22 protein-coding genes are annotated in these 22,614 nt (G+C 70.1%); 12 read left to right on the plus strand and 10 right to left on the minus strand.

Annotated elements, in window-relative coordinates:
* The first annotated feature begins 598 nt into the window (after positions 1-598).
* The 6 genes from AB0G28_RS26600 (at position 599) to AB0G28_RS26625 (ending at position 8,722) form a co-directional block, all read left to right on the plus strand.
* Entirely contained in the window at positions 599-2,338 is a 1,740-nt protein-coding gene (locus AB0G28_RS26600) for a glycoside hydrolase family 3 protein (protein ID WP_361094455.1), read from the plus strand.
* A complete protein-coding gene (locus AB0G28_RS26605; RefSeq protein ID WP_361094359.1) occupies positions 2,335-3,600 on the plus strand; it encodes a DUF1343 domain-containing protein in 1,266 nt (421 codons plus the stop codon). The genes AB0G28_RS26600 and AB0G28_RS26605 overlap by 4 nt, the downstream gene beginning before the upstream one ends.
* Before the next feature lie 47 nt (positions 3,601-3,647).
* Positions 3,648-5,372: a serine hydrolase domain-containing protein gene (locus AB0G28_RS26610; protein WP_361094458.1), complete on the plus strand. Its 1,725-nt coding sequence runs from the start codon at positions 3,648-3,650 to the stop codon at positions 5,370-5,372.
* Positions 5,373-5,583: 211 nt separating this feature from the next.
* The gene (locus AB0G28_RS26615; RefSeq protein WP_361094362.1) at positions 5,584-6,585 is read left to right on the plus strand and encodes a MurR/RpiR family transcriptional regulator; all 1,002 of its coding nucleotides are present in this window, start codon (positions 5,584-5,586) and stop codon (positions 6,583-6,585) included.
* Between the two features lie 23 nt (positions 6,586-6,608).
* Positions 6,609-7,538 carry an N-acetylmuramic acid 6-phosphate etherase gene (locus AB0G28_RS26620; protein WP_361094365.1) on the plus strand — a complete coding sequence of 310 codons (930 nt, stop codon included), beginning with the start codon at positions 6,609-6,611 and terminating at the stop codon, positions 7,536-7,538.
* Between the two features lie 161 nt (positions 7,539-7,699).
* A complete protein-coding gene (locus tag AB0G28_RS26625; protein WP_361094461.1) occupies positions 7,700-8,722 on the plus strand; it encodes a HoxN/HupN/NixA family nickel/cobalt transporter in 1,023 nt (340 codons plus the stop codon).
* Here AB0G28_RS26625 and AB0G28_RS26630 read toward each other — a convergent pair.
* Entirely contained in the window at positions 8,658-9,851 is a 1,194-nt protein-coding gene (locus AB0G28_RS26630) for an MFS transporter (protein ID WP_361094369.1), read from the minus strand. The genes AB0G28_RS26625 and AB0G28_RS26630 overlap by 65 nt on opposite strands.
* 54 nt (positions 9,852-9,905) lie before the next feature.
* Between AB0G28_RS26630 and AB0G28_RS26635 the strand changes: the two genes are divergently transcribed.
* Positions 9,906-10,211 (plus strand): helix-turn-helix transcriptional regulator, encoded by a 306-nt coding sequence (locus AB0G28_RS26635; protein ID WP_361094372.1) that lies wholly within the window; start codon positions 9,906-9,908, stop codon positions 10,209-10,211.
* On the opposite strand, the gene AB0G28_RS26640 is transcribed toward AB0G28_RS26635, so the two are convergent.
* Positions 10,208-11,068, minus strand: coding sequence for a helix-turn-helix transcriptional regulator (locus AB0G28_RS26640; protein WP_361094375.1), 861 nt, complete (start codon positions 11,066-11,068; stop codon positions 10,208-10,210). The genes AB0G28_RS26635 and AB0G28_RS26640 overlap by 4 nt on opposite strands.
* Before the next feature lie 118 nt (positions 11,069-11,186).
* On the opposite strand from AB0G28_RS26640, the gene AB0G28_RS26645 reads away from it, so the two are divergent.
* Entirely contained in the window at positions 11,187-12,107 is a 921-nt protein-coding gene (locus AB0G28_RS26645; protein WP_361094378.1) for an NADP-dependent oxidoreductase, read from the plus strand.
* A 24-nt stretch (positions 12,108-12,131) separates the two neighbouring features.
* Here AB0G28_RS26645 and AB0G28_RS26650 read toward each other — a convergent pair whose 3' ends face one another.
* The 6 genes from AB0G28_RS26650 to AB0G28_RS26675 all read right to left on the minus strand — a co-directional run bounded on the left by AB0G28_RS26650 (position 12,132) and on the right by AB0G28_RS26675 (position 16,412).
* Positions 12,132-12,770: a response regulator transcription factor gene (locus AB0G28_RS26650; RefSeq protein WP_361094380.1), complete on the minus strand. Its 639-nt coding sequence runs from the start codon at positions 12,768-12,770 to the stop codon at positions 12,132-12,134.
* Positions 12,767-13,921, minus strand: coding sequence for a histidine kinase (locus AB0G28_RS26655; RefSeq protein WP_361094383.1), 1,155 nt, complete (start codon positions 13,919-13,921; stop codon positions 12,767-12,769). Before AB0G28_RS26655 ends, AB0G28_RS26650 begins: the two co-directional genes overlap by 4 nt.
* Positions 13,918-14,430: a DUF1453 domain-containing protein gene (locus AB0G28_RS26660; RefSeq protein ID WP_361094386.1), complete on the minus strand. Its 513-nt coding sequence runs from the start codon at positions 14,428-14,430 to the stop codon at positions 13,918-13,920. Before AB0G28_RS26660 ends, AB0G28_RS26655 begins: the two co-directional genes overlap by 4 nt.
* Positions 14,431-14,478: 48 nt before the next feature.
* Positions 14,479-15,069 (minus strand): hypothetical protein, encoded by a 591-nt coding sequence (locus AB0G28_RS26665; RefSeq protein ID WP_361094389.1) that lies wholly within the window; start codon positions 15,067-15,069, stop codon positions 14,479-14,481.
* A gap of 130 nt (positions 15,070-15,199) precedes the next feature.
* Positions 15,200-15,922 carry an oxidoreductase gene (locus AB0G28_RS26670; protein WP_361094392.1) on the minus strand — a complete coding sequence of 241 codons (723 nt, stop codon included), beginning with the start codon at positions 15,920-15,922 and terminating at the stop codon, positions 15,200-15,202.
* A complete protein-coding gene (locus tag AB0G28_RS26675; RefSeq protein WP_361094395.1) occupies positions 15,915-16,412 on the minus strand; it encodes a phosphoribosyltransferase in 498 nt (165 codons plus the stop codon). The genes AB0G28_RS26670 and AB0G28_RS26675 overlap by 8 nt, the downstream gene beginning before the upstream one ends.
* A 112-nt stretch (positions 16,413-16,524) precedes the next feature.
* On the opposite strand from AB0G28_RS26675, the gene AB0G28_RS26680 reads away from it, so the two are divergent.
* The 3 genes from AB0G28_RS26680 (at position 16,525) to AB0G28_RS26690 (ending at position 19,818) form a co-directional block, all read left to right on the plus strand.
* Positions 16,525-17,127 carry a GNAT family protein gene (locus AB0G28_RS26680; RefSeq protein WP_361094398.1) on the plus strand — a complete coding sequence of 201 codons (603 nt, stop codon included), beginning with the start codon at positions 16,525-16,527 and terminating at the stop codon, positions 17,125-17,127.
* 99 nt (positions 17,128-17,226) lie between these two features.
* Positions 17,227-19,209, plus strand: a complete 1,983-nt coding sequence (acs, locus tag AB0G28_RS26685) for an acetate--CoA ligase (RefSeq protein WP_361094401.1) — start codon at positions 17,227-17,229, stop codon at positions 19,207-19,209.
* Between the two features lie 141 nt (positions 19,210-19,350).
* Positions 19,351-19,818, plus strand: coding sequence for a DUF6319 family protein (locus AB0G28_RS26690; RefSeq protein WP_361094404.1), 468 nt, complete (start codon positions 19,351-19,353; stop codon positions 19,816-19,818).
* 55 nt (positions 19,819-19,873) lie between these two features.
* Here the strand turns inward: AB0G28_RS26690 and AB0G28_RS26695 are convergent, their stop codons facing one another.
* On the minus strand, positions 19,874-20,131 hold the full coding sequence (locus tag AB0G28_RS26695) for a hypothetical protein (RefSeq protein ID WP_361094407.1): 258 nt from the start codon (positions 20,129-20,131) through the stop codon (positions 19,874-19,876).
* A 131-nt stretch (positions 20,132-20,262) separates the two neighbouring features.
* Here AB0G28_RS26695 and AB0G28_RS26700 point away from each other — a divergent pair, with 131 nt between their 5' ends.
* Positions 20,263-20,991: a VIT family protein gene (locus AB0G28_RS26700; protein WP_361094410.1), complete on the plus strand. Its 729-nt coding sequence runs from the start codon at positions 20,263-20,265 to the stop codon at positions 20,989-20,991.
* On the opposite strand, the gene AB0G28_RS26705 is transcribed toward AB0G28_RS26700, so the two are convergent.
* Positions 20,992-22,449 (minus strand): peptide MFS transporter, encoded by a 1,458-nt coding sequence (locus AB0G28_RS26705; protein ID WP_361094413.1) that lies wholly within the window; start codon positions 22,447-22,449, stop codon positions 20,992-20,994.
* Positions 22,450-22,614: the final 165 nt, after the last annotated feature.

Below are 22,614 nucleotides of genomic sequence, written 5' to 3' on the forward strand. Positions count from 1 at the left end.
AGAAGCCTGCTCCACCCCGGCAAACCTCCGTGCGCGGACTCCGGGTACCCACGCGCAGCGCGCCGCGGGAGGCTCGTCGTCTAGGGACTGCGTAGTGGGACGCCACACGCCGAGTCCATGTAGGTACGACCAGAGTTGCACGCTTGGTCGCCCGAGAAGTTCGCGCTTTGCAGGCGGCGCCCATGGCCCTTGGCCATGGGCGCCGCCTCGTCTATGTGGGGGTATGCCGGCGCGGCTCCGGGTTGGGCGTGCGCGAGACGGGCATCGCACGTGATCAACCGGGCATCACCCGTGTCTGGAGGGGCATCACGCGTGATTAGAGGGACGACACGCGTGATTGGAGGGACGACACGTGTGATCGGGGGCCGTTCGGAGCTGGGTGCAGCTTGCGAACGGCGAATTTCCTACCGATCCGGGTACGACTGGACCGTTCGCGCGGTCGGTCGATGGACAGCGCCGGATTCGGTGAGTAGCTTCCCGATACTGGCGCCTCCGAGTGGACTTCTGACGTCACCACCGGGCGCCCGCTACTTCTGGGAGGCTGGTCGTGACGACCCGAAATCGGAGGTTCCATGCGCTCGCCCTGCCCGTCGCCGGGGTGCTCGCCCTCACCGGTGTGGGTGTCGCGACCGCCGCGAGCGCTCCGCGCGTGAGCGCGGACGCCCAGGCCGAGGCCGCCGCGAGCCAGGCGCTGCGCGGGCTGACCCTCGAGGAGAAGGTCGGGCAGCTGTTCGTCACCTGGGTCAACGGCAAGTCGGCCGACGAGGTCAACCCGAAGAACCAGGCGGACTTCGGCGTCGACACTCCGGCGCAGGTGATCGAGAAGTACCACCTGGGTGGCGTCATCTACTTCAACAACGACACGCGCGACAATTTCGACGACCCCGTGCAGGTCGCGAAGCTGTCCAACGGCCTCCAGAAAGCCGCCGTCAGGAGCGGGGCGCACATCCCGCTGCAGATCGCCGCCGACCAGGAGGGCGGCACCGTGACGCGGATGGGCGCGCCGGCCACCGAGTTCCCGAACGCCATGGCCATCTCGGCCGGGCGGGACACCGGCCGCGCGACGCAGGCCGCGACCATCCTCGGCCGCGAGCTGCGGGCCGTCGGCATCAACCAGGACTTCGCGCCCGATTCGGACGTCAACTCCAACCCCGTGAACCCGGTCATCGGCGTCCGGTCCTTCTCCGGGCAGCCCGGCCTGGCCAGCGACTTCGTCACCGCCGAGGTGAAGGGCTTCGAGAAGTCCGTGGCGGCGACCGCCAAGCACTTCCCCGGGCACGGCGCCGCGCCGACCGACAGCCACACCGGGCTGCCGCGGATCGACAGCACCGAGGCCTACTGGCGCGCCACCGACGTGCCGCCGTTCAAGGCCGCGATCGCGGCCGGTGTCGACTCGATCATGAGCGCGCACATCCAGTTCCCCAGCCTCGACCCGTCGCTCGAACCGGCGACGCTGTCGAAACCGATCATCACCGGCAGGCTGCGCGGCGAACTGGGCTACAACGGCGTCGTGATCACCGACTCGCTCGAGATGGAGGGCGTGCGCAAGCTGCACAGTGACGCCGAGATCCCGGTGCTCGCGCTCAAGGCCGGCGTCGACCAGCTGCTCATGCCGGTGCACCTCGACGTCGCGATCGACTCCGTGCTCGCGGCCGTGAAGTCGGGCGAGATCCCGATGCGGCGGATCGACCAGAGCGTGCTGCGCGTGCTGAAGCTGAAGTTCAAGCGCGGCATCCTGTTCTCGCCGTTCGTCAACGCGAACAAGGTCATGGAGACCGTCGGCGTCCCCTCAAGCCTGAAGACGGCGCAGGACATCGCCGACCGCGGCATCACGGCCATCGCGAACGACGCCGGTCTCCTGCCCCTGAAGCAGAAGCCCGCGACGGCGCTCGTCACCGGTTGGGGCGTCTCCACGACGGCGTCCCTCGCGCAGAAGCTGACCGCCCACGGCACAACCGCGACGGCGTACCAGACCGGTCAGGCCCCGACGGACGCACAGATCGCGCAGGCGGTCGCCAACGCCGGGAAGGCCGACCTGGTCGTCGTGCTGACCAACAACATCGCCGGCTTCCCCCTGCAGACCAAGCTCCTGGACGCCCTGCAGGCCACCGGAAAACCGGTCGTCGCGGTCGCCGCGCAGATCCCGTACGACGCCGGCTTCCCGACCACGGTGAAGACCTGGCTCGCCACGTACGGCTACATCGGGCCGACCCTGGAGGCCCTGGCCAAGGTCATCCTCGGCGAGACGAAACCGGTCGGGAAACTGCCGGTCGACATCCCGGCGGGCGCCGACGTGCACACTGTGAAGTACCCGTTCGGCCACGGGCTGACCTGGTGAACCTCAACCGGCGCCACTTCCTCGGCGCGGGCGCGCTCGCCGTCCCGATGCTGGCGGGCGGCTCCACCGTCGCCGGAGCCCAGCCCGAGCAGACCGAGCAGGCAAAGAGCCACGGCCGTGTCCTCACCGGCGCGGAGCAGCTCGCCGCGCAGGGCTGGCGCCCCCTCAAGGGCCGCAAGCTCGGCGTCCTGTCCAACCCGACCGGCGTCCTGCTGAACGGTGACCACATCGTCGACTCGATGGTCGCGGCCGGGGTGAAACCGGTCGCGGCCTTCGGTCCCGAGCACGGCTTCCGCGGCAGCGCACAGGCAGGCGGCTCCGAGGGCGACTACACCGACCCGCGCACCGGCGTTCCGGTGTACGACGCGTACGGCGTCGACGCGACGAAGCTCGCTTCGCTGTTCACCAAGGCGGGCGTCGACACGGTCGTGTTCGACATCGCCGACGTCGGCGCGCGGTTCTACACCTACATCTGGTCGCTCTACACCGCCATGGTGGCCGCCGCGAAGACGAACGCGGCCCTCGTCGTGCTCGACCGCCCGAACCCGCTCGGCGGCCGGACGGCCGGTCCGGTGCTCGACCCGAAGTTCGCCTCCGGGATCGGGCGGCAGCCGATCGCCCAGCAACACGGCATGACCGTTGGCGAGCTCGCGCGCTTCTTCGCCGGAGAGTTCCTGCCGGACGAAGGAGTAAAGCTCGACGTCGTGCAAGTACGCGACTGGCAGCGCGACACGCTCTTCGCGCGAACCGGCCTGAACTGGGTCCTGCCGAGCCCGAACATGCCGACGCCGGACACCGCGCTCGTCTACCCGGGCACCGGCATGTTCGAAGGCACGGTGTTCTCCGAGGGCCGCGGCACCACCCGGCCGTTCGAGATCATCGGCGCACCCGGGCTCGACTGGCGCTGGCGGGAGAAGCTCGAGGACCTGAACCTGCCCGGCGCGAGGTTCCGCGAGACCTACTTCGTGCCGACGTTCAGCAAGTTCGTCAACCAGACCTGCGGTGGGGTGCAGGTGAGCGTCGACGACCCGCGGGCCTTCGACGCGATCCGGACCGCGGTCGCCATGCTCGTCACGGCGAAGGCTCTGCACCCGGACGTCTTCGCCTGGCGCCCCGACAACTACATCGACAAGCTCTCCGGGTCCGATCGCCTGCGGACCATGGTCGACGCCGGGGCGGGCGTCGACGAGGTCACCGGGGCCTGGCGGGCCGAGCTGGCCGAGTTCGACCGGAAACGTCGCCGCTACCTGCTCTACCGCTGAGAGGAAGAGTCGTGCGTGCTAGGAAGGTCCTCGCCGCGGCCACCGGAGTGCTGGTCGCGCTGACCACGTTGACCTCGGGAGCCAGCGCCATCACCGGACGCCACGACCCCAGCGCCGGCCGCTTCGACCGGCCGCACCAGGGCTTCGCCGCGCCGTGGACGACCCTGCGCGACGGAAAACCGCAGGACGTCGGCCTCGACCCGGCGCCGATCAAGGCGGCGGAGGACTTCCTGGCGAGCTGGACGAAACCGGACGCCACCGGGCACCCGCACTTCTCCGGCGCGGTCGGCCTGCTCGCGCACGACGGCGTGGTCGTCGACCGGTACGCGGTCGGCGGCGCGCTGCGGTACGCGGACGCCAAGGGCACCGAGCTGCCCGCGGACCAGCAGATCCCCATGCGTGGCGACACCATCTTCGACATGGCGTCGATCTCGAAGCTGTTCACCTCGATCGCCGTGCTGCAGCTGGCCGAACGCGGGCAGTTCACCATCGACACCCCGGTGAGCCGGTTCTTTCCCGAGTTCGCCACCGGCGACAAGGCCGCCATCACGGTCAAGATGCTGCTCACGCACACCTCCGGGTTCGACGCCGACCCGATTCCGTCGCTGTGGGCGGGCTACCCGGACATCCCGTCGCGGCGGCAGGCCGTGCTCGACAGCCCGCTGAAGAACAAGCCGGGCACGACCTACCTCTACTCGGACATCAACCTGCTGACCCTCGGCTTCATCGTCGAGAAGCTGAGCGGGCAGCCGCTGGACAAGGTCGTCCACGACCGGATCACCGCGCCGCTCGGCATGACCGACACCGGGTACAACCCGCCCGCGGCGAAGCTGAGCCGGATCGCCGCGACGGAGTTCGAGGCGAACCCGCCGCGCGGGATGGTGCGCGGCAGCGTGCACGACGAAAACGCGTGGTCGCTGGGTGGCGTCGCCGGGCACGCCGGCGTGTTCAGCACCGCGAGCGACCTGGCGACCCTCGCCCAGACGATCCTCAACGGCGGCAGCTACCGCGGGCACCGCATCCTGCGCGAGGACACCGTGCGCGAGATGCTGACGAACTACAACCAGCAGTTCCCGGACGACTCGCACGGGCTGGGCTTCGAGCTCGACCAGCCCTGGTACATGGGTGCGCTGGCGTCGCCGGTCAGTGCCGGGCACACCGGTTTCACCGGAACGACGCTGGTCATCGACCCGGAGTCCCGGTCGTTCGCCATCCTGCTGACCAACCGGGTGCACCCGGCGCGCACCTGGGGTTCGATCAACACCGCACGCCAGGTCTGGGCGACGTCGCTGGCCAGGGCCATGGCCGTGCGGCCGGTGGTCGGCAAGGACGCCTGGACGAGCACGCTCGGTAACGCCGGCGTTGCCACCCTGAGTACTCGGCCATTTACTACGGATAGTGATCAAGCAATCGTTTCCTTCTTCGCTTTCGTGGACACCGAGGGCAGCGGTGATCCACTTCAGCTGCAGGCCAGCACCGACGGCGTGAACTGGCAACCGATCGCCGTATCGGTATCGGGACCGGGCGCACCCTCCGGAAGCGTGACGTCGCTCTCCGGACACGGGCACCGTGCCTGGTGGAAGGTGGCGGGCGCGGTGCCGCGGAGCTCCTCGGTGAGTCTGCGGTGGCGTTACAGCACCGACCCGAGTTACACGGGCCGGGGAGTTTCCGTGGACGGTGTGAAAGTCACCGAGAGCGGCCGATCACTCCTCGACGGTGAACGAGACCCCGCCGCCTTCGTCGCAGAGGGTTGGCAATTGAGCTCTCGGTGACACCCTTGTCGCCGAGCGTCGACCAACCGACGGAATTTACCGTCTTCTTGCCGCTTGCACCGCGACACTAAGTTGCCAAGTCGTTAGCTTCGCCGCGTTAACAAGGTCGACCCTGTTGGCGACTTTCTGGTCAACGATTAATCGCAAATCCAGATCCGCAGACACGGACGGGTTGCGATCGTACCGAAGGGTGTGGGTAGCCTTGTCGCAAATGCCAACGGTTAGTAACTTTCCGACGGTGAGTGATACCGAATCCGTAATCGGCGCGGCACCGTCCGAGCCCGTATCGGTCCAGACGGCCGTGCGGGACGCCGACGCCAGCCCCCTGGTGCGGATCCGGTCCCTGCTCCCCGGTCTGGCCCGCGCCGAGCAGCGCGTGGCCAAGGTGGTGCTGGAGGATCCCGCGTCGGTCGCGCGCCGCAGCATCACCGAGGTGGCCCTCGCCGCCAACACGAGCGAGACCACGGTGACCCGGTTCTGCAAGGCCGTCGGCGTCGGCGGGTACCCGCAGCTGCGCATCGCGCTGGCCGCGGACACCGCCCGCACCGAGGCGCGGACCACGCGCAACCTCGGCGGCGAGATCGGCCCGGAGGACGACCTGGCGGCCGTGATCGGCAAAGTCAGCTTCGCCGACGCGAGGGCCGTCGAGGAGACGGCCGACCAGCTCGACGTCGCGACGCTGGAGCGCGTGATCGAGGTCGTCGCGAGCGCCGGCCGCGTGGACGTCTACGGCGTGGGCGCCAGCGCGTTCGTCGCCGCCGACCTGCAGCAGAAGCTGCACCGCATCGGCCGTGTGTGCTTCGCGTGGTCGGACACGCACATCATGCTGACCTCGGCCGCGGTGCTGAGCCCCGGTGACGTCGCCATCGGCGTCTCGCACACCGGCGCGACCACCGACACCGTCGAGGCGCTGCGGGTGGCCCGCGAGCACGGCGCGATCACCATCGCCGTGACGAACTTCCCGCGGTCCCCGATCACCGAGGTCGCCGACTACGTTTTGACGACCGCGGCGCGGGAAACCACTTTCCGTTCGGGAGCGACGGCGAGCCGCATCGCCCAGCTCACCGTCATCGACTGCCTGTTCATCGGCGTCGCGCAGCGGCACATGGACGCGTCGGTCAGCGCCCTCGACGCGACGAGGGACGCGGTCGGCTCGCACCGCTTGGGGGTCAGGCCGGACGGTCGTCGCCGTCCGCGGGAAACCGGCAAGTAATGACCGACGACAATGTGAGGCGCATGATGACCGTCCCCGTGCAAGCGGTGCACGTCGATTCGCCGACCGAGACCCGCAATCCCCGCACCACGGACATCGACCTGATGTCCACCGCGGGGATCCTGGGCGCGATCAACGCCGAGGACCGCACGGTCCCCGGCGCCGTCGCCGCGGTGCTGCCCCAAGTGGCGCGCGCGGTGGACTACGCGGTGGACGCCCTGCGGGCCGGGGGCCGGGTGCACTACGTCGGCGCGGGCACGTCGGGGCGCCTGGCCACCCTGGACGCGGCCGAGCTGGTGCCGACGTTCAACGTGCCGGGCGACTGGTTCATCGCGCATCACGCCGGCGGCGAGCGCGCGTTGCGTCAGGCCGTCGAAAACGCGGAGGACGACTCGGCGGCGGGTGCCGCCGAGATGGCCGCCATGGTGCAGCCGGGTGACTTCGTGCTCGGGCTGACGGCGTCGGGCAGGACGCCGTACGTGCTGGGTTCGCTGGCCGCGGCTTCGCGCGTCGGTGCCCGGACCGGGCTGGTTTCGGGCAACCCCAAGGCCGCCAAGCCGGCCGGGGTGGACGTGCTCATCGCCGTCGACACCGGTCCCGAGGCGATCGCCGGCTCGACCCGGATGAAGGCGGGCACGGCGCAGAAGATGATCCTGACGTCGTTCTCCACGGCGACGATGATCAAGCTGGGCCGGACCTACTCGAACCTGATGGTCAGCATGCGGGCCACCAACGCGAAGCTGCGCGGCCGGACCATCCGGATCCTGCAGGAAGCCACCGGCATGACGATGGCGGACTGCTCGGACGCGCTCACCGAGGCCGGGGGCGACCTCAAGGTGGCGCTGGTGCACCTGCTGTCCGGCGAGGACGTCAAGAGCGCGGCGAAGGCTTTGCACGCGTCCGGCGGGCACGTGCGCAAGGCGCTGGACCTGGTCCGAGTTCGGGCAAGCTAGCAGCTTTTGGGGGCTCCGGTGGCGGAGCCCCCGGCCCGGGGCGAAGCCCCGGCTGTCACTGGCCTTCATCTGTTCATCTGTCTAACCTCTCAGATGTGAGGGACACGAGCGAGGACTCGCGGCGCGGGCTGTCGCGTCGCGAGTGGGTGTCGATCGGCGGGATGGCCGGGTTCGTCCTGCTGCTGAACGTCGTGGGCTGGGGCGTGCTCACGGCGTTCGTCGCACCGCACCACTACGCGCTCGGCACGTCCGGCGTGTTCGGGATCGGCCTCGGCGTCACGGCGTTCACGCTGGGCATGCGGCACGCGTTCGACGCCGATCACATCGCCGCGATCGACGGCACCACACGCAAGCTGATGGCCGACGGACGGCGGCCGCTGTCGGTCGGGTTCTGGTTCTCGCTCGGGCACTCGACGGTCGTCTTCGCGCTGTGCCTCCTGCTCTCCCTCGGCGTCCGCGCGCTGGCCGGCCAGGTCGAGAACGACTCCTCGGCGTTGCACGAAGCCACCGGCCTGATCGGGACGTCGGTCTCCGGCGTGTTCCTGTACGTGATCGCGATCTTGAACCTCGTGGTGCTCGTCGGGATCCTGCGCGTCTTCAAAAGGATGCGGCACGGCGAATTCGACGAAGCCGCGCTCGAACGCCAGCTGGACAACCGCGGCGTGCTGAACCGGTTGCTGCGCGGCGCGACGAAGGCCGTGCGCAAGCCGTGGCACATCTACCCGGTCGGGCTGCTGTTCGGGCTGGGCTTCGACACCGCGACCGAAATCGGGCTGCTCGTGCTGGCCGCGGGCGCCGCAACGTTCGCGCTGCCGTGGTACGCGATCCTCGTGCTGCCCGTCCTGTTCGCCGCCGGGATGACCCTGTTCGACACCGTGGACGGCTGCTTCATGAACTTCGCCTACGGCTGGGCGTTCGCGAAGCCGGTGCGCAAGATCTTCTACAACATCACGGTGACCGCGCTGTCGATCGCGGTGGCGCTGGTCGTCGGGACCATCGAGCTGGTGTCGATCCTGGCCGAGGAGCTGGACATCACGTCGGGTCCGCTGGCCGCGATCGCGTCGGTGAACCTCGACTACGTCGGCTTCGGGATCGTCGGGCTGTTCGTGCTGACCTGGGTCATCGCGCTGGCGGTGTGGCGGTTCGGGCGGATCGAGGAGAAGTGGTCGGCGAAGCTGTCGTGACGCTCAGGGCGAGCGCCGTGACGGAGGCGAGCGCGGCGACCGGCCCGACCCACGACGGCCCGGCGCCGGCGAGAACCGCTCCGCCCAGAGCCGAGCCCAGCGCGCCGCCGACGTAGATCGCCGAACCGTTCAGCCCCAGCGCGACGGTGGCGACGTCCGGCGCGACCGTGAAGAGCCGGTGCTGCTGCGGCACCATCAGCATGCCGCCGAAGACGCCGGAGAGAAGCGCGAGCAGCAGGACACCCGGCAGGGACAGCACCGCCACGTCGATCGCCGCCAGGACGACCGCGGTGCCCACCAGGGAAAGCGCGCGGACCTTCGCCGGGCCGAGCCGGTCGGTGGCGCGGCCCGCGACCGCCGTCCCGGCGACCTGCCCGGCGCCGGAGCCCACCAGCACCCACGACAGCGTCGCTCCGCTGGCGACCGGCGCGACCAGCACCGGCAGGTAGACGAACACGGTGAAGGCGGCGATCGTGCCGAACACCGTCACCAGCAGCACCCGCACGACCGGCGGCCGGCCGAGCACCGCGAGCCGCGTGCGCAGTCCCGCCGCGGGCACGCGGACCTCGGGGAGGATCGGGATCAGCACCGCGACGACGACCGCGGCCACCCCGATCCCCCACATCACCGCGCGCCAGCCGAACCAGTTCCCGGCCAGCACGCCGATCGGGACGCCGAGCACCATCGACACGCTCATCCCGGCCGCGACCGTCGCCAGCGCGCGGCCACGGCGTTCCTCGGACGAGAGCGCGCCGGCGAGGACGTAGGCCGTGGACTGGAAGGCGGCGGCCCCGATCGCGGCGAGCAGCCGTGCCAGGGCGACCACCTCGAACGACGTGCCGAGCGCCTGCCCGGCCATGCCGATGGTGAACAGCGCCATGCCGCCGGCCAGCAGCCACCGGCGGTCCCAGCCGCCGGTGAACGCGGCGATGAGCGGCGACGCGACCGCGTAGGTCAGGGCGAAGACCGTGGTCAGCTGGCCCGCGACGGACTCCGTCACGTGCAGGTCGGCGGCGATGACGGGCAGCAGGCCGTTGAGCACGAACCCGTCGGTGCCGACCGTGAACGTGCCCATCGCGAGGACGAGCAGGACCCCCAGCCGATCATTAGATGATCGTCGAATCGTCATGGGGCCATGATGGAGATATACTTCGATCGTTGTCAAATAGTCGAAGGGAAAGCCGTGGCCCGGACGCTGCCCCAGCCCGCGCGCGAGGCGATCGAGATCGTGCCGGTGCTGCAGGCGCTCGCCGACCCCGTGCGCCTGGAACTGGTGCGCGAACTGGCGAAGGTCACCGAGCCGCGCAGTTGCGCGCTCGGCGAGTACGACCTTGACATCACCGCACCGACGCTCTCGCACCACTGGCGCGTATTGCGCGAAGCCGGTTTGACGACGACGTTCGTCGAAGGCCGGACGCGCTGGGTCGAACTACGCCGCGACGACGTGCAGGCGCGGTTTCCCGGTCTGCTGGACGCGGTCCTCGCTTAGCTCACGACCTTCGTACCGGTGACGCACCGGTGCTGCGGTCCGAGGACGCGCAGCAGGCCCAGGGCGTCGGTGCCGCCGGGCGGCGGGGTGAAGATCCGCAGCCGCTGGTCCGTCGCGGGCGTCGCCAGCACTTCGCAGTCGAACTCGATCGTGCCGAGCTCGGGATGCACCAGCCGGTAGCGGTGGGCCCGGCGGACCGCGACCTCGTGCCGGTCCCACAGCGCCGCGAACTCGGCGCTGGCCGTGCGCAGCCGCGTGACCAGGGCTCGAGACGCCGTGTCGTTCCCCCGGTGCGCCACCGCGGCACGCAGGTCGGCGACCAGCTCCCGGCCGCGCTCGTCGTGCTCCTCGGCCGCGAAGTGGTCCCGCACGGCCGGCTCGGTGAACCAGCGCAGCACGACGTTGCGGTCGTCGGCGGCCACCGAGCAGACGCAGCCGAACAACGCCAGCGCCAGGTCGTTCTGCGCCAGCACGTCACCCAGGTCGCTCAGCACCTGGACCGGGACGCCGTCGAGCCGGTCGAGCAGGTACAGCAGGCCCGGCCGCAGGTGCTCGCCCGCCCGCGCGCCCTCCGGCGGGCGGTGCCCGGCGAGCAGGTACAGGTGGTCACGCTCGTCCTCGGTCAACCGCAGGGCACGCGCCAGCGCGGCCAGCAATTGCCCCGACGGTTGCGGGCTCCTGGCCTGCTCGAGCCGCATGTAGTAGTCGGGCGACATCCCGGCGAGCGCGGCGACCTCCTCGCGGCGCAGGCCCGGCGTACGCCGGCGTGGCCCCTCGACCAGGCCGACGTCCCGCGGGGTCAGCCGTTCGCGGGACCGGCGCAGGAAGCCGGCGAGGTCGGCGCGCTGCATTCCCATGCGTCCATGGATAGCACCGTCCGCCGGGCGCAGCCTCGGACCGCCGGTCCTAGGCAAACCGCTCCGTTCCCGGGCCGGCCGCGACGCGGGACGGTCGAGGGGACGAAAGGAGCACGCGATGAAGGCGGTGCGGTTCCACGAGTACGGCGGGATCGACGTCCTGCGGGTCGAGGAGGTGGCGCGCCCGGTGCCCGGTCCCGGGCAGGTGCTGGTCGAGGTCCGCGCGGCCGGGATCCAGCCCGGCGAGACGATGATCCGCCAGGGCGCGCGGCACGGGCGCTGGCCGGCGACGTTCCCCTCCGGGCAGGGCAGCGACCTGGCCGGCGTCGTCGTCGAGGCCGGGCCGGAGGTGCGCGGCGTCGCGGTGGGCGACGAAGTCCTCGGCTTCACCCACGAGCGGGCGAGCCACGCGGAGTTCGTCGTCGTCGACGACGTCCGGCTGACCCCGCGGCCGAAGGGCCTGCCCTGGGAGGTGGCCGGGTCGTTGTACGTGGCGGGCACGACCGCGTACGCCACGGTCTTCGCGATCGACCTCGAACCGGGCGACACGGTCGTCGTGTCCGGCGCGGCCGGCGGCGTCGGTTCCCTCGCCGTGCAGCTGGCCCGGCGGCGCGGCGCGACGGTGATCGGGCTGGCGAGCGAACGGAACCACGCCTGGCTGGCCGGTCACGGCGTCATCCCGGTCGAGTACGGGGCCGGGGTGGCCGAGCGGATCCGGCAGGCCGCCGGCGGGAAGGTCGACGCGTTCATCGACACGTTCGGCGAGGGTTACGTCGATCTGGCGATCGAGCTGGGCGTGCGGCCCGGGCGGATCGACACGATCCGCGACTGGGCGGCCGCGGCGCGGGTCGGCGCCCGCACCGACGGCGAAGGCGCGGCGGCCTGTGCGGTCGTGGTCGGCGAACTGGCCCGCCTCGCCGCGCGCGGACAGCTCGAGGTACCGATCGCCCGCACCTATCCCCTGGAGCGGGTCCGGGACGCCTTCCGCGAGCTGGAAAGGCGGCACACCCACGGCAAGATCGTGCTCTGTCCCCAGTAAACCCGTCCGAAGTGGACTGTCCACTCAGGACGTGATGGTGAGCGCCAGCCGCACCGCGTCCGCGCGCGAATGGAGGTCCGCCTTGGCGAACAGGTTGTTGATGTGGGTCTTCACCGTGGCCTCGCTGATGAACAGCTGCCGGGCGATCTCGGTGTTGGTCAGCCCCTGGCCGATCAGCTCGAGGACCTCCCGCTCGCGCGCGGTCAGCGGCACCGGCGTGACCGGTTCGGCCGCCGGCTTGCGCGAAGCGAGCGCCAGCAGCCGGGCCTGCACCGCCGGATCGAGCACCGAGTGCCCCGAGTGGGCGCTGCGTACCGCCTCGACGATCCGCGTGCGGCCGGCGTCCTTCGTCAGGTACCCCCTGGCCCCGGCGCGCAGGACGGCGAGGATCGATTCGTCGTCCTCGAACGTGGTGAGCACGACGACCCGCAGGCCGGGGTGCTCGGACAGCAACGCGCCGGTGGCTTCGATCCCGCCCATCTTCGGCATGTCGAGATCCATGAGGACGACGTCGGGAGCGTGCTCGCGGGCGGCCGCCACGGCTTGGTCGCCGTCGGCGACAGCGGCGACGACGTCGATCCCGGGGTCGAGGTCGAGCATGACCGCGAGAGCCTCGCGCACCGCGGCCTGGTCGTCGGCGATCAGGAGCCGGATCGCGGTCATCGCGGCAGCTCCAGCCGCACGACCCAGCCGTGCTCCCCATCCGGTCCGGCGTACAGTGTGCCGCCGGCCAGGCCGGCCCGCTCGCGCATTCCCACCAGTCCCATCCCGCTTCCCGCGGCCGAGCCGGGAACGGCGTCGTCCGCAGGTCCGCTGTCGGCCACCACGAGCCGGACGGTCTCGTCACCCAGCTCGAGGAGCAGCCGCACCGCACCCCCGGGGGCGTGCCGGTGGGCGTTCGTGATCGCCTCCTGCGCCGTCCGGATCACCGTCTGCGTGGTTTCCACCCTCAGGGTGCCCATCTCACCACGCACCTCGCACCGCGCCCCGGCGGCCTCGGCCATCCGGACGATCGTCTCGGGCAGGGGCAGGGTGTCCTCCCTCAGGGCGTGGACCGCCCGGCGGGTCTCGCCCATGCCCGAAGCCGCGAGTGCCCTGGCCCGGCGGACCGCCTTGTTCGCCTCGTCCGCGCGCCCCGCGGACTGCAGCGCCTCGGCCATGTCCAGCTGCATGGTGATCCCGGAGAGGGCGTGGCCGAGCACGTCGTGGATCTCCCGGGCGATCCGGCCGCGCTCTTCCAGCGCGGCCGCCCGCCTGCTCTCGCCCGCGGCGTATTCGGCCATGGCGACGGCCTTGGCCCGGTCTTGCCTGCCGAGCCCGATGGACAGCGGAAGACCGACGGTGAAGCTCGTCCACCAGGGTGGGCCGGCGTCCAGGTGCAGCGCGGGCGGCAACCACAGCGCGGCCACGACCGCGACCGCGGTGGTCACCACGGCCACCGCGAAAGCGGCCCGGCGTGAGGCCAGCCGCTCCCCGGCGACGGCGGAATTGACGTACGCGAACGCGATCGCGACGGTGTGCGGCGCGAACACGGCGAGGACAGGGCCGGCGATCGCCGTCGTCAGCAGCAGGACGCGCAGGTGCTTCTCGGGCAGGACCAGCCACGGCAACGCCGGTGTGACGCAGGCGGCGATCACCACGAGCGTCAGCACCCACACCAGGCCGTCGAACTTCGCCGGCGGCCGTTCGACCAGCTGGACGAGAGTGATCGCCGCGATCGTGACGGCCGAGAACGGCCGGATCAGCTCGTCGGCGAACCGCGGCGCCGCCCGCGGTGTGGCGGGAGGCGCCGTCGGCGTTGTGCTCGCATTCATCGGGAGCGATTATCCGCGACGGGCGACGAGCGGATCGTCCAGTCGACGTGGCTGCCCGACCTCGCCGCCTTGGCCAGCACCACCAAGCCCTCGACGAGGATCCCGATGCCGAGCGTGAGCATCAACCCGCTGCTGCTCGCCTTCTCCGCCGCCGGATCGATCGCGTCCAGCAGGAACCCACCGCCGAACTTGACGGCGATGTTGACCACCCACAGGCCGACCGTGAGAGCGGTGTACCGGAGGAACGCCACGCCGTCCCGTTCGGACACCTCGACGGTGAGGCCGCGGCCCAGGCCGATGGCCGCGCCGGCCCCGGCCGTCACGATGAGGAACACCACCGAGGTCGCCGTCTGCGGGACCTCGGTGAGGTGCGCGAACCCCACCAGGCACAGCACCGCGGGCAGCACCAGCATCCGCTTCGCCTGGACCGGCTCGCCCAGCAGCCGCCGGACCAGGACGTACCCGATGGCGGCGATGATCACGACAATCTGCACAGGACCGCTCAGCACCGATCCCACCTCCTGTTGCTTTCGACGACGATCGTCAGGTTGGGAAGATCAGCGGGCGATTTCGTGAGTCGAGGACCGTAGTTCGGGTGGCGATGCGATCCGGCGGCTGCGGGCCCGGACGGAGTAGCGCCACGTCGCCACACCTGCTCCTCCGTAGCCGACGATCGGGCCGAGCGTCTGGAGCGCCGGACCGCCGTGCGCGGCTACGCAGATCCCGCCGGCCACCGCGGCGACGGCGAACCCCGCGGTCCAGATGGCGGTGATCACCTGGTTCGTCCGCAGGAAGGCCGCCGAACGGGCGACCTCGGCGGGAACGCGGGACCGGGCGATGCCATGGGTGAACGGGCGGCCGATCGCCAGGCTGATCGCCGCGGTCGCGGCGAGCCAGGCCGAACCCAGCGGGCTCGCCCAAGCCCGCAGGGGTGAGCCGGGGTCCGAAAGCGCCAGAACGGACAGGATGCCGAAGAAGCTGACCATGCCGACGTCGAGTATCTGCGCGTCGAGGCCCAGACCCGCCCGGCGGCCGGCGACGAGCAGCACCAAGGCGACGAGCAGGGCCGCACACGCGGCCCACTGCCAGCCCGCCGCGAACACCAGCGAGAACACGACCCACGGCAAGAAACCGCGCAGATTACGCATGAGATCCCCGTTCCGGTTCGACGACCCGCAACCGCGGTGTCGCTTTCACGGAGCGACGTTAGGAACTCCGGCCGGCTCGCACCTGCCGCGTGCGCCGTAGTCCGGGTGGAGATCGGCTCCACCCGGAAGCTCAGGAAGCCGCGTCCGAAATGCTCTTCGCTTCGCGCGCTCCGGCTTCGAACGCCTCGCAGCAGAAGAGCAGCCAAGCGCGGACCCCTTCGGGCGTCCCGCTCGCGAAGCCTTCCGCGGCTTCGAGGTATTTCGGGACACGCCGGAAGAACGCGACTTCGGGCACGCTCAAGGACTTCGGGTCCAAACCGGAAGCGACCATCGTGAGCCGCGCGGCCGCCCGCGCGACGACGCCGTCCGCGCTGCCGAACGGCTTGAGCGCCAACAGCTCCCCGTGCACCACGGCCGTCAGGACCGGGCCCGGGACCGACGTCGCTCCGGTCACCAGCTGGGCGAGCAGTTCGAGACGGCCACCGCCGGAATGCGGGCGCCCCAACGCATCCGGGTCGTCGACGAGGTCGGCCGCGGCCAGGACGTGCAGGCGCGCCAACGCTTGCATCGGCGCGCGGCGCCACGTCGGGAGGATCGATTCGAGGGTCTCCGCGACGCGCAGCGCGCCCGCGAGGACCGGGTCGGCGACCGCGCCGTCGGCGGGCAGTTCGGGGTTCGCGCCCTCGATGCCGGCGGACGCGCGCGCGGCGCGCACCGACGCCTCCGCCGCGGTCGCCGCGCCGCCGCGGAGGTTGGCCGGGAGGCGGTGGACCGCGAAGACGGCGTCCTGCGCGGACTTCGCCGCCGCCGCGACGCCTTCGAGGTCGAGCAGGGGCTTCAGCGGATCAGGCATCGAGCACCTGGCCTTCACGGGCGACCACGGGCGGCAGCACCGACCACGGGAAGTTGATCCACTTTTCGGTGTGCCGCCAGACGTACTCGCACTTGACCGTCGAGTGCGGCTTCTCGTAGACGACCGCCGAGCGCACCTCGGCGACGTGGTCGAGGCAGTAGTCCCGGACCAGCTTGAGCGTGGCGCCGGTGTCGGCGACGTCGTCGGCGATCAGCACCTTCTTGCTCGTCAGGTCGACGACGTTGGGCACCGGTGGCAGCATCACCGGCAGGTCGAGGCGCTGGTCGACGCCGGTGTAGAACTCGACGTTCATCACGTGCAGGTTCTTCACGTCGAGCGCGTAGCCGAGCGCGCCGGCGACGAAGAGGCCGCCACGGGCGATGGAGAGGATGAGGTCCGGCGCGAAGCCGTCGCCGGCGATGGTGTGAGCCAGTTCACGGCTCGCCGTGCCGAACAGCTCCCAGCTCAGCTCTTCCCGCTCTTCGGCCATCGATCTCGCCCTTCGTCGTGGTCCGCCGAGCATAGGCAACGGCGAAGTGGCCTCTGAAGATGCTCGAAAATTGGCTATCCGAGGCAGCCATTAGCCGCTTTACGGTGGTCACGTGAGCGACTGGAGCACCCTCCCGATCCTGTCCGGCGAGCACGTCCGCCTGGAGCCGTTGACCCTCGAGCACGCCAAGGGCCTGCTCGAAGCCGGTGCCGACCCCGGCATCTGGGCATGGCTGAGCAGCCGGCAGCCGGTGGATCTTCCCGCCGCCGAGCGGCTGGTCGAGCAGGCGCTCGCCGACCCCGACCGGCAGCCCTTCGCGCAGATCGACGCCGTCTCCGGCCGCGTCGCCGGGACGACGTCGTACTACCAGGTCGTCGAGAAGCACCGCATCCTGTCGATCGGGCACACGTGGATCGGCGCGGACTGGCAGCGCACCGGGCTGAACACCGAGTCGAAGCTGCTCCTGCTGACGTACGCGTTCGAAGCCCTTGGCGCGCAACGGGTCGCCTGGGAGACCGACATCCGCAACCTGCGCTCGCAACGCGCCATCGAACGACTTGGCGCGCTTCGCGAAGGCGTGCTGCGCGCGCACCGGATCCGGCCGGACGGCTCCTCGCGCGACACCGTCACCTATTCGATGCTGGCGCCGGAGTGGCCCGCCGCGAAGGCCCGGCTGAACGAACGCTTAGTCACCGCGGCTCGCCTGCCACGGTGAACCGGCAGGGCAACGTGGGTGCAACCTTTTACAAGGCGGACTAACGTCGCTAGCGTGCCGCTAGCCGTCGTTTCGGCGCACTACAGGAGGCCTTGCACCATGACCGAGCAGTCCCCAGCCCTGGACAACCTGCTCACCGAGAGCCGCACCTTTCCGCCCAGCGAAGATTTCGCTGCTCAGGCCAATGCGAAGGCCGACCTCTACGCCGAGGCGGACGCCGATCGCGAAGCGTTCTGGGCGAAGCAGGCCGAGCGGCTGACGTGGGACACGAAGTGGACCACGGTACTGGACTGGACCAATGCGCCGTTCGCGAAGTGGTTCGTGGGCGGCAAGCTGAACGTCGCGTACAACTGCGTCGACCGGCACGTCGAGTCCGGCCACGGCGACCAGGTCGCCATCCACTGGGTCGGCGAGCCGGGCGACACCCGGGACATCACCTACGCCGAGCTGAAGACCGAAGTTTCCAAGGCCGCCAACGCACTCGCGTCGCTGGGCGTCGGCGCGGGCGACGTCGTCGCGATCCAGCTGCAGATGGTCCCCGAGGCCATCTTCGCGATGCTGGCGTGCGCGCGGATCGGCGCGCTGCACAGCGTCGTCTTCGGCGGCTTCTCGCCGACGGCGCTGCGGGCCCGCGTCGACGACGCCGCCGCGAAGCTCGTCATCACGTCCGACGGCCAGTTCCGCCGCGGCAAGGCCGCGCCGATGAAGGCCAACGTCGACGAAGCGCTCGAAGGCGCCGAGACCGTCGAGAAGGTCATCGTCGTCAAGCGCACGGGCGACCAGCTCGAGGGCGACGTGCCGTGGACCGACGGCCGCGACCTCTGGTGGCACGAGCTCGTGGACGGACAGTCCGAAGAGCACACTCCCGAGGCGTTCGACAGCGAGCACCCGCTGTTCATCCTCTACACGTCCGGGACGACCGGGAAGCCGAAGGGCATCCTGCACACCTCCGGCGGCTACCTGACGCAGACGGCGTACACGCACCACAACGTGTTCGACCACAAGGCAGGCGAAGACGTCTACTGGTGCACCGCGGACATCGGCTGGATCACCGGCCACAGCTACATCGTCTACGGTCCGCTCGCCAACCGCGTCACGCAGGTCGTCTACGAAGGCACGCCGAACACCCCGCACGAGGGGCGGCACTGGGAGATCATCCAGAAGTACAAGGTCTCCATCTACTACACCGCGCCCACGCTGATCCGCACGTTCATGAAGTGGGGCGCGGAGATCCCCGAGAAGTACGACCTGTCGTCGCTGCGCGTGCTGGGTTCGGTCGGCGAGCCGATCAACCCCGAGGCGTGGATCTGGTACCGCGAGAACATCGGCGCGGGCAAGACGCCGATCGTCGACACGTGGTGGCAGACCGAGACCGGCGCGATCATGATCTCGCCGCTGCCGGGCGTCACCTCGACCAAGCCGGGCTCGGCCCAGAAGGCGCTGCCGGGCGTCTCCGCGAAGGTCGTCGACGACACCGGCACGGAGGTCGGCCACGGCGGTGGCGGCTACCTCGTCCTCGACAAGCCGTGGCCGTCGATGCTGCGTGGCATCTGGGGCGACGAGGAGCGCTACCGCGAGACGTACTGGTCGCGGTTCAAGGACCAGGGCTTCTACTTCGCCGGCGACGGCGCGAAGTACGACAACGACGGCGACGTCTGGCTGCTGGGCCGCGTCGACGACGTGATGAACGTGTCCGGCCACCGCATCTCGACGACCGAGGTCGAGTCGGCGCTGGTCTCGCACCCGACGGTGGCCGAGGCCGCGGTCGTCGGCGCGACCGACCCGACGACCGGCCAGGGCATCGTCGCGTTCGTCATCCTGCGCGGCAACGCCGTCGACGGCGGCGAGGAGGCGGTCCAGGAGCTGCGCAACCACGTCGCGAAGGAGATCGGGCCGATCGCGAAGCCGCGGCAGATCATGGTCGTGCCGGAGCTGCCGAAGACGCGCTCGGGCAAGATCATGCGCCGCCTGCTGCGCGACGTCGCGGAGAACCGGCAGGTCGGCGACGTCACCACGCTGGCCGACTCGTCGGTGATGGACCTGATCTCGTCGGGCCTGCAGTCGGGCAAGTCCGAGGAGTGAGCTAGCGTTACGCCCCGTCAGAGCCCTTCCGGCTTCGCGCCGGGAGGGCTCTGTCATGACCCCCAGTGGCGCGGCTCGAACGCATGTTCTACGCTGTGCCGCGAACCACACCCACTTCCCGGGCAAGGAGACGACACGACGATGACCGTGGATGTCCTGACGCACGACGAGGAAACGGCCGAAGCCCCGGCTGTGACCACTGACGAGGCGACCGTCACCGAGTCCGCGTCCCCGGCCTCCCCTTCGGAGGAGCCGGCTGAACCGGCCGCCGAGGAAGAGGCCCCCAAGCCGAAGCGCGGCCGCCCGAAGGGCGCGGCGACGGCGTCGACGGCGAAGAAGACCCGCACGGTCGAGCTGATCCTGACGGTCACCGGCACCGCCGACGGCGAGTGGCAGGCCGAGCTCAAGAACGGCAGCAAGTGGGTCGCGAAGGGCCTGGAGATCCCCGCCGCCGCGGTCTCGCGGGCGGCGAAGGAGCTGCACGCCGAGCTGTCCGGCCCGATCGACGAGGTGATCAACCAGGCCCGCGAAGCGCAGGCCGCGAAGGTCGCCGCGCTGGAAGCCGAGCTCGAGAAGGCCAAGCAGGCCCTCGCCGAGCTGGACGTCTGAGCTTCATTCCAGGAAGCGCCCGGACCCGCTCGGCGGGGCCGGGCGTTTCCGCTTTTCAGGGCTTCAGCCGTGCTTCGAAGCCGGCCAGCCAGGCCCGGAAGTCGAGCGGGCCATACAGGTACTCGCCCGGGGCGACGAGCATGTCCGCGCCCCACAGGTTCTGGAGCGCGTCCCAGACCAGTTCATCCTGGACCTCGCCCGCTTCTTCGGTGACCCACGGGCTCGCCCAATCGGATGCTTCGCCCGGAGTCAGTGTCCCCGCGACGAGATCTTGGAGCTGCTTCCGCACGTCATCACGGGTGGGCTCTTCCATGCCGTCCATCATGACGCGAAACCAGTGAGAGTCCACAGAGGACCGGCTTAGGTAAGGCATGTGTTATTTAGGCGCCCCTGAGTGAAATGACAGGTCTCGCCACGATTCCTCATTCATGTTTCACTGTCCTGGTGACCGAAACGATCGATGGGGACGCCGTGGACCACGCGCACGAACCGCACCAGGGCGTGGGCGGCAAGCTGAACTGGCTGCGGGCCGGGGTTCTCGGGGCGAACGACGGGATCGTGTCGGTCGCCGGGATCGTCGTCGGCGTGGCCGGGGCGACCACCGAAAGCACGGCTATCCTCACCGCCGGAATCGCCGGGCTCGTCGCCGGCGCCTTTTCCATGGCCGGTGGGGAATACGTCTCCGTGAGCACCCAACGCGACACCGAACAGGCCTTGCTCCGGCTCGAAAAGCAGGAACTCAAGACCATGCCGGAGGCCGAGGAGCGCGAACTCGCCGAGATCTACGAGGACAAGGGCCTTTCGCCGGAACTGGCGAGCCAGGTCGCCCGCGAACTGACCGAAAAGGACGCGCTGCAGGCGCATGCCGAGGCCGAGCTGGGCATCGATCCGGACAACCTGACCAGCCCGTGGCAGGCCGCGTGGGCGTCGCTGCTCGCCTTCTCGGTCGGTGCGCTGCTGCCCATCCTCTCGATCGCCTGGGCCGGCGTCTCCCTGCGGGTGTGGGCGTGCGCCGCCGCGGTCGTCGTCGGCCTCACGCTGACCGGGTGGATCAGCGCGAGGCTCGGCGACGCGAACGTGGGGCGCGCGATCGTCCGGAACGTCGGCGTCGGCGCGCTCACCATGGTCGTGACGTACTTCGTCGGGGTGATCTTCGGGGTCACCGTCGGCTAGCTAGTGCACGCCCTTCATCAGCCTGCGGATGAAGGGGATGCCCAGGAACAGCAGGATCCCGACGCCGATGGCGACCAAGCCGACCGTGCTGAAGTACGGCGCTTCGTCGTCGACGGAGTAGTACTCGGCGAGCTTGCCGGACATCGCGGTGCCGAACGAGATCGACAGGAAGTTCAGCGCCACCATCTGCGTGCGGAAGGCCTCCGGTGCGAGCTTCGTCGACAGCGACAGCCCGACCGGCGAGAGGCACAGCTCGGCGATCGTGAACACGAACAGGATGCCGACGATCGCCAGCAGCGGGCTCGCGTTCTTGCCGCTGCCCACCATCGGCAGGAACAGCAGGAACGCCGCGCCCATCAGCACCGTGCCGAGGACGAACTTCATCGGCGTCGACGGCTGCCGCTCGCCGAGCTTCGTCCACAGCGCCGCGAGGATCGGGGCGAAGACGATGATGAACACCGGGTTGATCGAGCTGACCCAGGACACCGGCATCTCCCAGCCGAACAGGCTCCGGTCCAGCCGCTGGTCGGTGTAGGCCGCGACGACCGTGAACTGCTGCTGGTACAGCGAGAAGAACACCGCGCTGGCGATGAACATCGGCATGAACGACAGCACCCGGCTGCGCTCGACGGCGGTGATCTTGCCGCTGGTCAGGATGACGAGGAAGTAGACCACCGAGATCACGCCGACCGCCCACACGACGACGTCGGCGAGGTTGCCCGGGTTGACGACACCGGTGACGACCAGCGTCACGATCGCGGCCACCAGCACGACGGCGGCACCGATCGCCAGCGCGCGCTGGGACGCCGGCAGCGGGTTCGGCACCTCCTTCGCCTTGTCGCCGAGGTTCTTGCGGCCGAACGTGTACTGGGTCAGGCCGAGGGCCATGCCGATCGCCGCGAGACCGAACCCGAGGTGGAAGCCGACCTCGGTCTGCGCGATGCCGGTCAGCAGCGGGCCGACGAACCCACCGAGGTTGACGCCCATGTAGAAGATCGTGAAGCCCGCGTCGCGCCGCTCGTCGCCTTCGGCGTAGAGCGTGCCGACGATCGCCGTCGCGTTGGACTTCAGCCCGCCGCTGCCGACCGCGACGCACACCAGGCCGACGCCGATGCCGGCCAGGCCCGGCAGCAGAGCCAGGCTGATGTGGCCGATCATGATCAGCACGGCGCTGTAGAACAGCGTGCGTTCCGAGCCGAGCAGGCGGTCGGCGACCCACGCGCCGACGACGGCGGAGAGGTACACCAGGCCGCCGTACGCGCCGACGATGCCGAGTGCGGACTCCTGCGCCAGGCCCAGGCCGCCCTGCTCCACCTTGTAGTAGAGGTAGATCGGCAGGATGCCGAGCATCCCGTAGTAGGAGAACCGCTCCCACATCTCGACGCCGAAGAGGTTCGCCAGTCCTCGTGGGTGCCCGAAGAACCTCGTGTCCTGCTGGACCTCGGTTGAGGTGCTCACAACTCGTCTTCCTTTGTCCAGGACCTTCGTTGTCCTTTGGCATGCTATGAGCACACCGTGTTACTCAACACCGGCACGACGTGTGACAGCGGTCATGACGGCCCGTGACAAAGGGGAGTTAAAATAACGTCAAGGTGTGCCGGGAAGCCTGGTCGGCGACAGTGA

This window comes from Amycolatopsis sp. NPDC021455 (assembly GCF_040640995.1).
GTDB lineage: Bacteria > Actinomycetota > Actinomycetes > Mycobacteriales > Pseudonocardiaceae > Amycolatopsis.